The 14,328-nt window shown below is 45.3% G+C and carries 13 protein-coding genes; 4 read left to right on the top strand and 9 right to left on the bottom strand.

Going from position 1 to position 14,328, the window contains the following annotated elements:
• Positions 1-336: 336 nt before the first annotated feature.
• The 6 genes from fre to trxA all read right to left on the bottom strand — a co-directional run bounded on the left by fre (position 337) and on the right by trxA (position 6,168).
• Complete coding sequence (gene fre, locus ACED28_RS18490) at positions 337-1,050, bottom strand: NAD(P)H-flavin reductase (RefSeq protein WP_009848201.1); 714 nt, start codon at positions 1,048-1,050, stop codon at positions 337-339.
• A 20-nt stretch (positions 1,051-1,070) separates the two neighbouring features.
• Positions 1,071-1,340, bottom strand: coding sequence for a 2Fe-2S iron-sulfur cluster-binding protein (locus ACED28_RS18495; protein ID WP_029222977.1), 270 nt, complete (start codon positions 1,338-1,340; stop codon positions 1,071-1,073).
• Positions 1,337-3,178, bottom strand: a complete 1,842-nt coding sequence (gene ubiD / locus ACED28_RS18500) for a 4-hydroxy-3-polyprenylbenzoate decarboxylase (RefSeq protein ID WP_135383123.1) — start codon at positions 3,176-3,178, stop codon at positions 1,337-1,339. The genes ACED28_RS18495 and ubiD overlap by 4 nt, the downstream gene beginning before the upstream one ends.
• 98 nt (positions 3,179-3,276) lie before the next feature.
• Positions 3,277-4,272 (bottom strand): hypothetical protein, encoded by a 996-nt coding sequence (locus tag ACED28_RS18505; protein WP_102249493.1) that lies wholly within the window; start codon positions 4,270-4,272, stop codon positions 3,277-3,279.
• A 110-nt stretch (positions 4,273-4,382) separates the two neighbouring features.
• Positions 4,383-5,642, bottom strand: coding sequence for a transcription termination factor Rho (rho, locus tag ACED28_RS18510; RefSeq protein ID WP_009848197.1), 1,260 nt, complete (start codon positions 5,640-5,642; stop codon positions 4,383-4,385).
• A gap of 199 nt (positions 5,643-5,841) precedes the next feature.
• Positions 5,842-6,168, bottom strand: coding sequence for a thioredoxin TrxA (trxA, locus tag ACED28_RS18515; protein WP_009848196.1), 327 nt, complete (start codon positions 6,166-6,168; stop codon positions 5,842-5,844).
• Between the two features lie 111 nt (positions 6,169-6,279).
• On the opposite strand from trxA, the gene rhlB reads away from it, so the two are divergent.
• Both rhlB and gppA read left to right on the top strand, forming a co-directional pair.
• Positions 6,280-7,590, top strand: coding sequence for an ATP-dependent RNA helicase RhlB (gene rhlB / locus ACED28_RS18520; protein WP_009848195.1), 1,311 nt, complete (start codon positions 6,280-6,282; stop codon positions 7,588-7,590).
• A gap of 6 nt (positions 7,591-7,596) precedes the next feature.
• Entirely contained in the window at positions 7,597-9,090 is a 1,494-nt protein-coding gene (gene gppA / locus ACED28_RS18525) for a guanosine-5'-triphosphate,3'-diphosphate diphosphatase (protein WP_371710436.1), read from the top strand.
• A 100-nt stretch (positions 9,091-9,190) separates the two neighbouring features.
• On the opposite strand, the gene ACED28_RS18530 is transcribed toward gppA, so the two are convergent.
• The 3 genes from ACED28_RS18530 to recQ all read right to left on the bottom strand — a co-directional run bounded on the left by ACED28_RS18530 (position 9,191) and on the right by recQ (position 12,323).
• A complete protein-coding gene (locus ACED28_RS18530; RefSeq protein ID WP_009848193.1) occupies positions 9,191-9,862 on the bottom strand; it encodes a 7-cyano-7-deazaguanine/7-aminomethyl-7-deazaguanine transporter in 672 nt (223 codons plus the stop codon).
• A gap of 244 nt (positions 9,863-10,106) precedes the next feature.
• Complete coding sequence (locus ACED28_RS18535) at positions 10,107-10,418, bottom strand: DUF3630 family protein (protein WP_371710437.1); 312 nt, start codon at positions 10,416-10,418, stop codon at positions 10,107-10,109.
• Between the two features lie 66 nt (positions 10,419-10,484).
• Entirely contained in the window at positions 10,485-12,323 is a 1,839-nt protein-coding gene (gene recQ, locus ACED28_RS18540; protein ID WP_009848191.1) for an ATP-dependent DNA helicase RecQ, read from the bottom strand.
• Positions 12,324-12,503: 180 nt separating this feature from the next.
• On the opposite strand from recQ, the gene rarD reads away from it, so the two are divergent.
• Both rarD and ACED28_RS18550 read left to right on the top strand, forming a co-directional pair.
• Positions 12,504-13,412: an EamA family transporter RarD gene (gene rarD / locus ACED28_RS18545; RefSeq protein WP_371710438.1), complete on the top strand. Its 909-nt coding sequence runs from the start codon at positions 12,504-12,506 to the stop codon at positions 13,410-13,412.
• Between the two features lie 86 nt (positions 13,413-13,498).
• Complete coding sequence (locus tag ACED28_RS18550) at positions 13,499-14,293, top strand: AraC family transcriptional regulator (protein WP_017081539.1); 795 nt, start codon at positions 13,499-13,501, stop codon at positions 14,291-14,293.
• The last annotated feature ends 35 nt before the right edge of the window (positions 14,294-14,328 follow it).

Below are 14,328 nucleotides of genomic sequence, written 5' to 3' on the forward strand. Positions count from 1 at the left end.
ACAGATTGATAGGTTTAAATTGTTAAAGAGCTTCACTTGTTGAGCGTTCCTTTTAAGTAAGGAGCCTCTCGAAGTGGACGGCCATTCTAGCGAATTAACATTCAGTGTCAAACACTTTTTGAAAATTAATTTTTGTCGCTTTCCGCCTGACTGATTCTTGCTGAAGCCTTGTGGCGTCTGCCGTCTCAGTGGTGTCGCATTATAGGGGACCCTCTCAGCTTAGCAACTACTTTTTCATGAAAAATGAATAAATAGAGCTTAAGTGCCTAATAGTTCACCTAAACGGAAAAAAGAGAGCATTTCTGCTCTCTTTTTGCTCTAAATCTAAAAGAATTCTTAGATAAACGCGTAAGCATCTGCGTACATATGGTCACGCTTTGCTTCTTTATTCTGAGTAAACAAGTCTCTTGCAGCACCTGCCATTTCGAAACGACCCGCAATGTAGATATCAAAATCAGCTAATGATTCGAAACTTTGCGTGATTGCTTCAAGTACATTACCCGTTTGACCGTGCCAAACTTCAGGTGCTTCTTCTACTACTGGTACAAAATGTACATTGCTGTGTTTTGCTGCAATGTCGACAAGCTCTTCTTTCGCATACAGTTGGCACTCATCTTTTGCGCCCCAGTATAGATGAATCTCTTTTTTACTGTTCTGCGCGATGCAGTGATCGAGAATAGAGCGCACGTAGCTAAAGCCAGTACCACCAGCAATTAGTAACAGAGGACGATCGCTTTCTTCTTTAACCCACGCATCACCGTGCGGAGCATCAATAGCTATGTCGCCATCTTCAGCTTGCGCTTTCTTCATTGCCTCAACAACTTCTGAAGCGTAAGCATTGTGCTCAGCGGCACCAATGTGTAACTCAAGCTCGCCTTCATGACGACAAGGGCTGCTTGCAATCGAAAATGGACGCTTGTCTTTTTCACCCATTTCAACCATCAAGTATTGGCCCGCTTTAAAAGCGACCGGTGTCTCTGGGTGAAGTAGGATTTGGTAAGTGTTACAAGCTAAAGGCTCGATAGATTTCACTTTACATTTAATAGTCATGTTCTTCCTCTCACTAACCCTTAATCGGCAAAGGTTAGAACTAAATTACTTTCTGCAAATGCTTGGCAAGCAAAAATCCAACCTTGTAGCTGCTCTTTCTCTGTGAGCATGGGTTCAAGGTGGTAACTCACTTGGCCTTCTAATTTTTTGCACATGCACATAGCGCATGCACCAACTTGGCAACGGTTTGGAAAATTGATATTGCTGTTGAGCGCAGCATCCAAAACCGTTTGCCCTTTTTCTACGGTAAAACTGATATTTTCTGGGTATAAGGTTACTTGGAAGCTCATGAGATTCCTAGTTGTTCCCAAATGCTATCAATCTTTTTAACGACGTCTGGGTTCTTAGTGATTGGAACACCCCACTCACGCAGGCATTCACCTTCAAACTTGTTTGTCGCATCTAGACCCATTTTTGAGTGTCCAGTTTGGTTTTTCAGGAAAAACGTATCTCTTGCCGGATCCATTCTTGTAGTCACCGCCCAGATAATGTCATTCCAGTCACTGACGTTAACGTCACTATCACATACGATGACAAACTTGTTCTCATCGAACTGAGACCAAACCGCTTCAATGATTTTTTTACCGTTACCTGCAGCTTGCTTATCGATAGACACAACGACCATGCACGCATTGTCATTCTGTAAGTGAATATCAATAATTTCAGGGAAGGCTTCGGTTATCTCAGCTAGGCAACCTTCAATATGCTGACTATCTATAGGTAAAGATTTAGCATCAGGTGATAGTGCCAGCTCCGCATCCCACTTCTTAGTAATGTCTAAACCCATTTTTGAGCCTAAACCTACCACTGGCGATGCAAAGTCTAGTGAATCGATAGGTGTGTTCTCTATCATCAGGCTATCACGAGACGGATCCATATGTTCACACATAGCAGCAGTCACTTGAGACCAATCACGCGCGTTAACATCCTCATCGCATACCAAGACAAATTTTGTGTACATGAATTGGCGTAGGAAAGACCATACACCCATCATCACTCGCTTAGCGTGACCTGGGTATTGCTTCTTCATGGTCACGACCGCCATTCGGTACGAACAACCTTCAGGTGGCAAGTAGAAGTCTTCTATCTCTGGGAATTGCTTTTGAAGAATAGGAACAAACACTTCATTTAACGCAACACCTAATACCGCGGGCTCATCAGGTGGACGGCCAGTATAGGTACTGTGATAGATCGGATTCTCTCGCATGGTTACATGAGTAATAGTAAACACATGATGCTTTTCTTTCTCGTTGTAGTAACCAGTATGGTCTCCGTACGGCCCTTCGTCTGCGAACTCATTCGGGTCGATGTAACCTTCCATTACGATTTCAGCACTCGCTGGCACTTCTAGGTCGTTACTGATTGATTTAACGACCTCAGTTTTACTGCCACGCAACAAGCCGGCAAACGCGTATTCCGATAAGGTATCCGGCACTGGCGTAACGGCACCAAGAATCGTGGCAGGATCGGCACCAAACGCTACCGAGACAGGGAATGGCTTGCCTGGGTTGGTTTCCATCCAATCACGTAGATCAAGCGCTCCACCACGGTGGGCCAACCAACGCATGATGATTTTATTCTTGCCGATCTTCTGTTGACGATAGATACCTAAGTTTTGGCGTTTCTTGTTTGGACCACGAGTAACCGTTAAACCCCACGTTAGCAACGGCGCGACATCGTCCGCCCAACAGCTCATCACCGGAATTTTATCTAGGTCGACGTCATCACCCTGCCATACGATTTGTTGACAGGCCGCCTTACGAAGACGCTTAGCTGGCATATTTAAGACCTGCTTAAACACAGGCAGCTTATCGATAGCGTCTTTAAAGCCTTTTGGTGGCTCGGGTTCTTTTAAGTAAGCAAGCAACTTACCTACTTCGCGTAACTCTTTGACCTCTTGACGCCCCATACCAATGGCTACCCGATCAGGTGTACCGAATAGATTGGTCAAAACAGGCATGTCATAGCCTACGGGATTTTCAAATAAAAGAGCCGGGCCACCAGCACGTAGAGTACGGTCGCTAATCTCGGTCATTTCATAGTCTGGGTCGACAGGGTGAGAAATGCGTTTCAACTGACCAATGCTTTCAAGATGGTCGACAAAATCACGTAAATCTTTAAAACTCATAGGGCTTCTACATGCTGATTATTCTGCGCTCAGTATATCAAAAAGGGTGACGCTGAGATCCCCCTTTTTAGTGTGGTTATTGAGAGGCAAAATCCACTTTACGGTAATGCTTGCTCGATCAAAGAGCTCTTCACCTGAGGGTTATCATTCACAAGATCTTGCAACCAGAGCGTGTGACCTTGTTTGGCTAATTCACGGGCGACTAATGGCGCTTCATCGGCAATCGCCATCCTAGAGACAAGGAACTGCTTCACCTCTTCTGATAGCGGGTTCACCTTGGTAAGCAAAGTAATCGCTTCATCTTTCAAACGAGGATTCTTAGTCGCTGCCATTACCTGTTCCAACGCGAACGTTTGTTTAGTTTTAGCAAGTCGCTCTAACTCTGCTTGGCTATGATAATCGGCCTTCATTCGCCATAGAATCTTATAGACCTCAGGGTCTTCGCTCACTTGCGCTAATCGAACTACCACCTCGGTAGAGGGTAACCAGCTAACAATAGAAGATGCGGTGAGTTGCTTAGTCAGATAGTCAACCGCTTCAGGAGACAAACTGTCTAGCTCTCGAATTAATAGTGCTTCTCGCGTTTGAACTTGATGCTCAGGCCCTGACAACCACTCATTAAGGTTAAGTTCCCGCTTTTCTGCATCCAGTACAAACACCAGTGTCTTCTGGTCTTGGTGCCATTGCTTGATCAGTCGATTAGCAATCGAAGGGTAATTAAAAGCAGGTACCGTAAACTCGTAGCCATCCCCACGCTCTAATACTTGGTAGGTCGGCGTGATAGCGAGTTGCTGTTCTATGAAAATAGACATCTTAGGGGTGAGAACGATCTCTTGCTGTTCGATCTTCTTCAAGAGCCGGTAACGAGCCACCTCTTGCTGGGGAAATGTCAGACGCTCAAGCGAAAAGCGTAGCGAATTGACTTCGTCACGCACGACAAGCTCGAGTAATTCAGCAGTTTTCAGTTTTACTTGATCATTCTCAAGCCAAGACTCTACTGTAAGTGGAGACATCTCGGTGGCATAACTCATACCAACCGGTGAAAGTAACAGTGAAGTAGACAGGAGTAATGATGACAACAGTCCATGTTGCATTTTAACTTCCTCGTAACACTTTTGCCCATTCTGCAAGCTGTCGCTACAAAATGCAAATAAAAAGCGCCACCCGAAGGCAGCGCTTTTTAATAACTATAAGCTAATCAATACTACTGACGACGCATAGCGTCAAAGAACTCATCGTTCGTTTTAGTCATTGCTAGCTTGTCGATAAGGAATTCCATCGCATCGATTTCGCCCATTGGGTGAACAATCTTACGCAGAATCCACATCTTCTGTAGTTCATCGTTCTTGGTAAGAAGCTCTTCACGACGAGTACCAGATCGGTTGAAATCAATCGCTGGGAATACGCGTTTTTCAGCAATCTTACGGTTAAGGTGCAGTTCCATGTTACCTGTACCTTTGAATTCTTCGTAGATAACTTCATCCATCTTAGAACCAGTATCAACCAGTGCTGTTGCGATGATAGTTAAGCTACCGCCTTCTTCTACGTTACGTGCCGCACCGAAGAAACGCTTTGGACGATGTAGAGCATTCGCATCAACACCACCAGTAAGAACTTTACCTGATGAAGGAATCACAGTGTTGTAAGCACGAGCTAGACGAGTAATTGAATCCAGTAGGATAACCACGTCTTTCTTGTGTTCAACAAGACGCTTCGCCTTCTCGATTACCATTTCTGCTACTTGTACGTGGCGAGATGCTGGTTCATCAAACGTCGATGCGATTACTTCGCCTTTAACTAGGCGCTGCATTTCTGTTACTTCTTCTGGACGCTCATCGATAAGTAGAACCATTAGTTCACACTCAGGATGGTTACGGGCAATGCTTTGAGCAATATTTTGCAGAAGCATTGTCTTACCCGCTTTTGGCGGAGCAACAATCAGACCACGCTGACCTTTGCCGATTGGAGAAGCAAGGTCAAGAATACGAGCTGTGATATCTTCAGTTGCACCATTACCCGCTTCCATCACCATACGTTCGTTGGCGTGAAGAGGAGTAAGGTTTTCGAAAAGAATCTTGTTACGAGCGTTATCTGGTTTATCGTAGTTAACCGTATTTACTTTAAGCAGAGCAAAGTAACGTTCGCCATCTTTAGGTGGACGGATTTTACCGCCAATAGAGTCACCTGTACGAAGGTTAAAACGACGAATCTGGCTCGGTGATACATAAATATCATCAGGACCAGCAAGGTATGAGCTGTCTGCGCTACGTAGGAAGCCAAAACCGTCTTGAAGAATTTCTAGAACACCATCACCAAAGATGTCCTCACCACTTTTTGCGTGTGCTTTAAGGATGGAGAAGATAATGTCTTGTTTTCTTAAGCGAGCTTGATTTTCAAGACCTAGGCTTTCGCTAAGTTTAACAAGTTCAGACACAGGTCTGTTCTTCAGTTCAGTAAGATTCATAGTGGTGGAAGTTTGTTTAGTCAAAATAGGGTCTGTTTTCTTAAGTTAAGAAGGATTTGGTCACAGGCTCGACCAAGAAGAGAATTTGTTCAATTAACGTGCGATAAATTAGCACTAAAACTAAGACTAGTCCATAGCTTAGAAAAAACAAAACCACGCATTTGTTAACTGCGCGGTTTCTTTTCAAAGGCTCACCTAATTAAAGGTTAGCGTCTAGGAACTCTTTAAGTTGAGTTTTAGACAATGCACCAACTTTAGTTGCTGCTACGCCGCCATCTTTGAAAAGAAGCAGCGTTGGAATGCCACGAATACCAAATTTTGGTGGAGTTCCAGCATTTTGGTCGATATTTAATTTACCGATTGTGAGCTGACCTTCGTACTCGTTTGCGATTTCATCAAGAATCGGCGCAATCATTTTACATGGACCACACCATTCTGCCCAAAAATCAACAAGAACAGGGCCTGCAGCGTTGATTACATCGTTATCAAAACCGTCATCAGTTAGCTGCAAAATCTTATCACTCATCTTCCACTCCAATGTATTTTTTAGAACTGGTTGGATGATAACCAGTAAATAGATGCCCTATTGGAATGTATTTACTTTCGTATTGCAAGCTTAAGCTGATATTCTATAGCAATGAAAAAGACGCATATCACAGAGCAAAAGTTCGCCGACTTGGATTTACTTCCGCAAGTCATTGAAGGATTGGAGAAAAAAGGGTTCGACTATTGTACCCCTATCCAAGCCTTGGCGCTCCCGGTACTGCTCACCGGCCAAGACATTGCAGGCCAGGCCCAAACGGGTACTGGTAAAACGCTTGCGTTTCTTACTGCTACTTTTAATCACCTGCTAAAAACACCTGAGCATGAAGGCCGTAAGCCTAACCAGCCACGTGCGATTATTATGGCACCAACGCGTGAACTCGCGATTCAGATCTACAACGATGCTGACTCTCTGGTTGCAAGCACAGGTATCAAGGCAGCATTAGCTTACGGTGGCGAGAGCTACGACAAGCAGCTAGGTAAGATCGAAGAAGGCGCAGATATCTTAATTGGTACGACTGGTCGCATCATCGATTTCTACAAACAAAAGGTATTTAACCTTAACCACATTCAAGCCGTTGTTCTTGACGAAGCTGATCGCATGTTCGATCTTGGTTTCATCAAAGACATCCGCTTCTTGTTCCGTCGTATGCCAGAACCTAAAGATCGCCTGAACATGCTGTTCTCTGCGACACTGTCTTACCGCGTACAAGAACTTGCATTCGAACACATGCACAACCCAGAGCATGTTGTTGTTGAACCTGAACGTAAGACTGGTCACCGTATTCAAGAAGAGCTTTTCTACCCTTCTAACGAACACAAAATGGCTCTTCTACAAACGTTAATCGAAGAAGAGTGGCCAGATCGCGCAATCATCTTCGCTAACACTAAGCACAAATGTGAATCAGTTTGGGGCCACTTGGCTGCCGATGGTCACCGTGTTGGTTTGCTAACGGGTGATGTTCCTCAGAAGAAACGTGAAAAGATTCTTGAGCAATTCACTAAAGGTGATGTTGACCTGCTTGTCGCAACGGATGTTGCAGCACGTGGCCTACACATCCCTCAAGTAACACACGTATTCAATTTTGACCTACCTGACGATTGTGAAGATTACGTTCACCGTATCGGCCGTACAGGTCGTGCAGGTGAAAGCGGTCACTCGATCAGCTTTGCTTGTGAAGATTACGCAATCAACTTGCCACCAATCGAAGAATACATTGAACACGCTATCCCAATGTCTGACTACGATGCTTCTGCACTACTGGAAGATCTGCCAGCACCGATGCGCTTACGTACACGTAACCCGCAACAACGCCGCTCAAACAACAATGGCCCACGCAACGGTAACCGTAAACCAAACCAGAACCGTCGCCCACGCCAACCGCGCCATAACAAGGAAGCTTAGTCGCTTATGAGCCAAACAGTGTCACCACCGCTTTATGCTGCAATCGACCTAGGGTCGAACAGTTTTCATATGCTCGTTGTGCGTCATATCGATGGCAGCGTACAAACCATGGCTAAAATTAAGCGCAAAGTTCGTTTAGCTGCAGGCTTAGATGAAAATAATGCGCTTAGTTCTGAAGCCATGCAGCGCGGTTGGGACTGTTTGAGTCTCTTTGCAGAGCGACTGCAAGATATTCCGAAAGAAAATATCCGCATTGTTGGTACAGCGACACTACGTACCGCTATCAATGTGGATATATTTCTCGAGAAAGCGAACCAGATCCTTGGTTACGACATCAATGTTATCTCTGGTGAAGAAGAAGCTGCGACTATCTATAAAGGCGTAGCACACACTTCTGGTGGCAGCGGCCGCCGACTAGTGGTTGATATTGGTGGTGCAAGTACCGAGATGATCATCGGTGAAGGTTTCTCAGCCAAAGCCTTAACCAGCCTAAAGATGGGTTGTGTTACTTGGCTTGAACGCCACTTTAAAGATCGCCAATTAACCGCAACCAACTTCAACAATGCCATTGAAGCGGCTAAGTCTACGTTGGCTCCTATCCTAGATAGCTACACTGATATCGGATGGGATGTGTGTGTTGGTGCCAGTGGTACCGTTCAAGCACTGCAAGAAATCATGTTGGCGCAAGGCATGGATGAAGTCATTACTCACGCCAAACTCAAGCGTCTACAAAAACAAGCGATGATTACAGAGCGCTTAGAAGAGCTTGAGATTGAAGGCTTAACCCTTGAGCGCGCACTAGTGTTCCCAAGTGGTCTTTCTATTCTTATCGCGATTTTTGAGCTGCTTGAAATTGATTCAATGACACTCGCTGGCGGCGCACTCCGTGAAGGTCTCGCCTACGAGATGGTTGATGAGTTTCGCCAAGAAGATATTCGCGCTCGTACCATTAAGAGCGTGCAATCACGCTACCAAATGGACGTAAGCTACAGTGAACAAGTTGCTGTAGTCGCACAGACTCTATTAGAGCAAGCGGGCGCCGAAACGTGGGTTTCTGAACCTCAAGCAGGTGTGCTATTACAAACAGCGGCGAAGCTTCATGAGATTGGTTTAACAATCGATTTCAAAAAAGGCGGCGAGCACAGTGCTTACCTACTGCAGAACTTAGACCTACCTGGCTTTACTCGAGCGCAAAAGCACTGCTTGGGTGAGTTAACACGTCGCTACCGCGAACAGTTAACTTCATTGCCTGAGCAACATGCAATCTCAGGTACCAGCAGCAAGCGAATTTTACGAATTCTGCGTTTAGCTATTTTGTTGACTCACCGTCGTAATCCAGCGCTTGAGCCTGAGTTCAAGCTGACGACGGATGACAACAATCTGACCTTGACGCTTTCTAAGCAATGGCTAGCAGACAACCCGCTGACCGCTGCTGAGCTAGAGATCGAGTCGAATAGACAAACCGATATTGGCTGGCCATTGAATATTGAATGCCTCTGATATTAGTATCTGACGCTAGAAATTAAAAAAGCCCAAGTTAGTCTACTAACTTGGGCTTTTTCTCATCGCTGCATTAATGCTTTGCGTTACAAATCTAAACTTAAGCGTTAACGCCCGTTGCTTTAAAGTCAGGGTTCACAGCGGTTAACTTCTTAACCACGTAATTTAGAAGTACACCGTACATTGGAACAAACAAACCTAAGCTGATGATAAGCTTGAATCCGTAGTCGACCAACGCAATTTCAGTCCAGTGCTCAGCCATGAATGGATCTGGGCTTTGGTAGAAAGCAATCGCAAAGAACGCGATGGTATCAATGGCATTACCGAATAACGTTGAACACGTTGGCGCAACCCACCATTGCTTCATTTGGCGTAAGCGGTTGAACACATGCACATCCAAGATCTGACCAAGCAAATAAGCCATGAAGCTTGCCGCTGCGATGCGTGCAACAAACAAGTTGAACTCGCCTAGTTGGCTAAAGCCTTGGAATGAACCTTCAAAGAACACCACAGACAATAAATAAGAAACGGCCAGCGCTGGTAACATCACTAAGAAAATGATTTTACGAGCAAGCTGCGCGCCAAAAATACGTACGGTCAGGTCTGTCGCTAGAAAGATAAACGGGAAAGTGAAAGCACCCCAAGTGGTGTGCATACCGAAGACGGTAAAAGGTAGCTGAACCAAATAGTTGCTTGATGCAATAATGATCAAATGGAACAAAACTAATAGTGCTAGGGCTTTGCGCTGTTGCGCAGGGGTAAAGTTACTCATGCTGTACCTTTTTAGTTTGGTTTGGGGGTGAGGGAACCCAAATCGAGTCATTTCTTCGAATAAACCAAGAAAGCTCTTACCAATAATGTGAATTAAAAATGTTTCTATAATTTGCTCTATTGAGCGGCGGGCGATTATACATTAATCAATATTGGCTGCAACGGTGAGAACAAACGCAAACGTTTATCCTCACTTTTATTGATGAATGACGTTAGAAGCCAAGTTTTAAAAGCCATGCAAAAAGTTAGAAACCGCGCTTAAAAAGCGTCGCGAGATAATCGAATTCTTCTCGGCTTTCTTCAGCGTTTAACGACTCAAACCAGATTGATTCACTGTAATGTTCAGACTTTAAAAACATTCGACAATCTTCAAAATCGATCAACCAAGAGTGCACATCGGCGTCCCATTGCTTTTCAATAACAGACGCTGACAGTAACGCCACCAGCTTTTCACCTAATACTTCGTAAGAATCAAAATCAAAACTTGGAGACGTAATCAATAAACGCCCTTCCTCAGCCAAATACTCTCTTAAGCCAAATTCTGTTGGTGTTGTCATGTCCATATCAACCTTATTCTTTTTCTATGAGTCCATCGTTTTTATAAACTAGCCGTTTCTTGCAAACTAGCCGTGTGTGGTGATGTGCTCTTGAATCAAATCTAAGAATGGGTCTGCGTACTTATCGAGTTTACGCTGACCAACGCCATTGACTGCCAGCATCTCGCCATAAGATGTGGGTAGGATTTCGGCCATATCAATCAGCGTCGCATCACTGAATACCACGTATGGTGGCAAGCCATCTTCATCAGCGATCGACTTACGCAGCTTACGCAGTTTGGCAAACAGCTTCTTATCGTAATTCTTGCTGCTTAGTTTATCGGACTTAGCATTACGCACTGCGGTATCTAAACGAGGTACAGCCAACTCCAAAGACATCTCACCACGCAGTAGCGGTCGAGCTTCTTCTGTTAACTGTAATGTCGAATTACGAGTGATGTTCTGAAACAACAAGCCTTTGTGAATCAACTGACGGAAGATACTGATCCAGTAATCATGGCTATGGTCGCGGCCGATACCGTAAGTAGAAAGCTTGTCGTGACCATTATCGCGTACACGGATGTTCTGCATACCGCGCATCACTTCAACCACATAGCCCATACCAAACGACTGATTAACGCGGTACACACAAGACAACGCTTTCTGCGCCTCTTGGGTCGCATCAAAGTGCTTTGGTGGGTCTAAGCAGATATCGCAGTTGCCACATTGCTTCTCGCGATATTCGCCAAAATAGTTCAACAGAACCTGACGACGACATGTTTGCGCTTCGGCAAAGGCACTCATCGCGTTCAGCTTGTGCATCTCAACTTGTTTTTGCGGGCCTTCTTCTTTCTCATCCAGCATACGACGCAGCCAACCCATATCAGCAGGGTCAAACAACATCATCGCTTCAGCAGGCAAGCCATCACGACCTGCACGGCCTGTCTCTTGATAGTAAGATTCGATGTTGCGTGGGATATCAAAGTGCACCACAAAGCGTACATTGGGTTTATTGATGCCCATACCGAAGGCCACGGTCGCGACCACAATCTGAATATCATCACGTTGGAAAGCTTCTTGAACGTAAGCGCGTTCGTCGGTGTCCATGCCTGCATGATAACCCGCAGCGCGAATACCGTTATTGCACAGCTTCTCGGTCACCATTTCCACTTTCTTACGGCTACCACAATAGATGATGCCGCAATTGCCTTTCTGTGTTTCAAGGTAGCGAACCACCTGTGACACGGGCTTGTGCTTCTCAACTAGGTTGTAGCGAATATTAGGGCGATCGAAGCTGCCTAAGTAAGTGTGCGGCTCCACCAGCTGCAAACGCGAGATAATATCTTTGCGCGTCGCATCGTCAGCGGTTGCTGTCAACGCCATATAAGGCACATGCGGGAAATACTGTTTAAGCTGGCCTAGCAAAGCATACTCAGGGCGGAAATCGTGTCCCCACTGAGAGATACAGTGTGCTTCATCCACCGCAATCATCGAAAGCGGTAAGCCTTGTAAGCGCTCGATGAAGTCACGCATCAACACACGCTCTGGTGAAGCATAAACCATCTTCAATTGGCCTGAGTTCATGCGGTTGAACACGCTCAACAGTTGATCGCGTGGCATCGATGAGTTTATGCACTCAGCCGCCACGCCATTGGCTTTCAATTGGTCAACTTGGTCTTTCATCAATGAAATGAGCGGTGAGATAACCAAAGTCAGTCCATCACGCACTAAAGCCGGGATCTGGTAACACAGAGATTTACCACCACCGGTTGGCATAATGACCAAGCTGTCTTTGCCTTCAACGGCTAGGTCTATGACCTCTTGCTGACCATCACGAAAGCTTTGATAACCAAAGACATCTTGTAAGATATCTTGCGCATCATTCGCGGGAGTTGGTGTTTGCTCAGCAATCAGAGTGGCGGTCATTGTGGTTCCTAATCAAGGTATAAAGTCAGCGTGCAGCATTGGCAAGCAAGGCGCACATTGTAGAGGGGAACGCTGGCGAATTAAACCGCAAATTGTTAGGTGAAAAGGGTTAACGCTCCTATACTGACCAACTCTCTTTATAAATCTTATTAATAAGCACTCAGTGCTAGAGAAAGTTACATGACACAAGACGACCAACAACGTACGCGACAGGGAATTTTGCTTGCCGTTGCCGCTTACACCATGTGGGGAATCGCTCCCATATATTTCAAATCTTTAAGTGAAGTATCCCCATTTGAGATTCTTAGCCACCGTGTAGTATGGTCTTTTTTCCTACTCGCTTTTCTACTGCACATGAGTCGTGGCTGGCGTAAGGTTCGAGACACCCTCACCTCTAAACCAAAAATGCTCTATTTAGTCGCCACTTCGATTTTAGTGGGCGCCAACTGGCTTATTTTTATTTGGGCGGTGAATTCCAATCACATGCTCGATGCCAGCTTAGGCTATTACATCAATCCGCTGATTAACGTGTTGCTCGGGATGTTCTTCCTTGGCGAACGCTTACGTAAACTTCAATGGTTTGCGGTTGCTCTGGCTGCGATTGGCGTGATAATTCAATTGATCGCGTTTGGCTCTGTGCCGATCGTTGCCATTGCCCTAGCCTTCAGCTTTGGTTTCTATGGCTTGTTACGTAAAAAGGTTAGCTTGGAAGCTCAAACTGGCTTATTCATTGAGACGCTGGTGATGCTGCCTATCGCCGCAACCTACTTACTGTTTATTGCCGATAGCCCGACCTCAAACTTATCGATGAACCCGATGCAACTCAACCTGTTACTGGTTGCTGCCGGAGTGATCACCACGGTTCCATTGCTGTGTTTTACTGGCGCTGCAACTCGCTTGAAGCTATCAACACTAGGTTTCTTCCAGTACATCGGTCCAAGCTTGATGTTCTTACTGGCGGTTCTGATCTACGGCGAAGCCTTTACCTCAGATAAAGCGATCACCTTTGCTTTCATATGGGGAGCACTGGTTATTTTCAGCTTTGATGGCCTGCGTAACAACAAAAAGAACAAACGCGCTAAGCAGTAACACTGATCGTTTTTTACAAGACAATCCCTTAATACGAAGATAAGCTTGGTTGAATTGATGACTATTTAACCAAGCTTTTTTGTACCATGGATAAAGTCCACTACTACTCTACCCCAACAGAAGATATCAGCCTGATCCAAGCTCAGTACCAAGAGTTTGCCTTTCAGCGCCACTATCATTTGGACTTTCACATTGGCTTAATTACCCAAGGACAGCAGAAATTCGTCTATAAAGGGACGAGCCATAATGTTGGTGCTGGCCAAGTTGTTATCATGCCACCCGATGAGCTGCATGATGGGCACTCCAAACTCGATTCGGGTTATCAAGTCAGTGTGTTTGCCGTGTCTCCCCAATGGTTTCAAGATCTTGCCGATCCCAAGCAAAATGGTCACACATTAGGCTTTTCTGAGTTGATCCTCTCCGATCAAGCTGCATTTTCACAATTGCGCAACTTACACGGCCTATTAATCCATCAAAACATCAGCCAGCTCGCTCAAGATTGCTTACCTTTCGAAGGGTTCTCGACGATTGTCGATCGTTATGCGAAATTTGGATCGAAGAGTGACATCAAACTGGGTAATCAATCGATTGATACGCTAAAAGACTACTTGATGGCGAACTTGGATCAACCAGTGCGATTAGAACAATTGTCTGAGTTGTGTGGTTTAACCACGACTCAATTCCAACGCCATTTTAAAAACAGAATGGGCATTACGCCTTATGCATGGCTGAGCCGTTTACGTATGGAACAAAGCATGCGTCTGATTAAGTCTGGGATATGTGGTACCAAGGTCGCGCACCAAGTAGGCTTCTATGACCAAGCACACTTCTCTAAGGCTTTCAAAACCACGTTCGGTGTACCACCCTCACAAATCAACTAAGTGTTGATAATTTACAATTGCTCGATTTCAAATCA

This window comes from Vibrio sp. 1F253, from assembly GCF_041439295.1.
Taxonomy (GTDB): domain Bacteria; phylum Pseudomonadota; class Gammaproteobacteria; order Enterobacterales; family Vibrionaceae; genus Vibrio; species Vibrio tasmaniensis_A.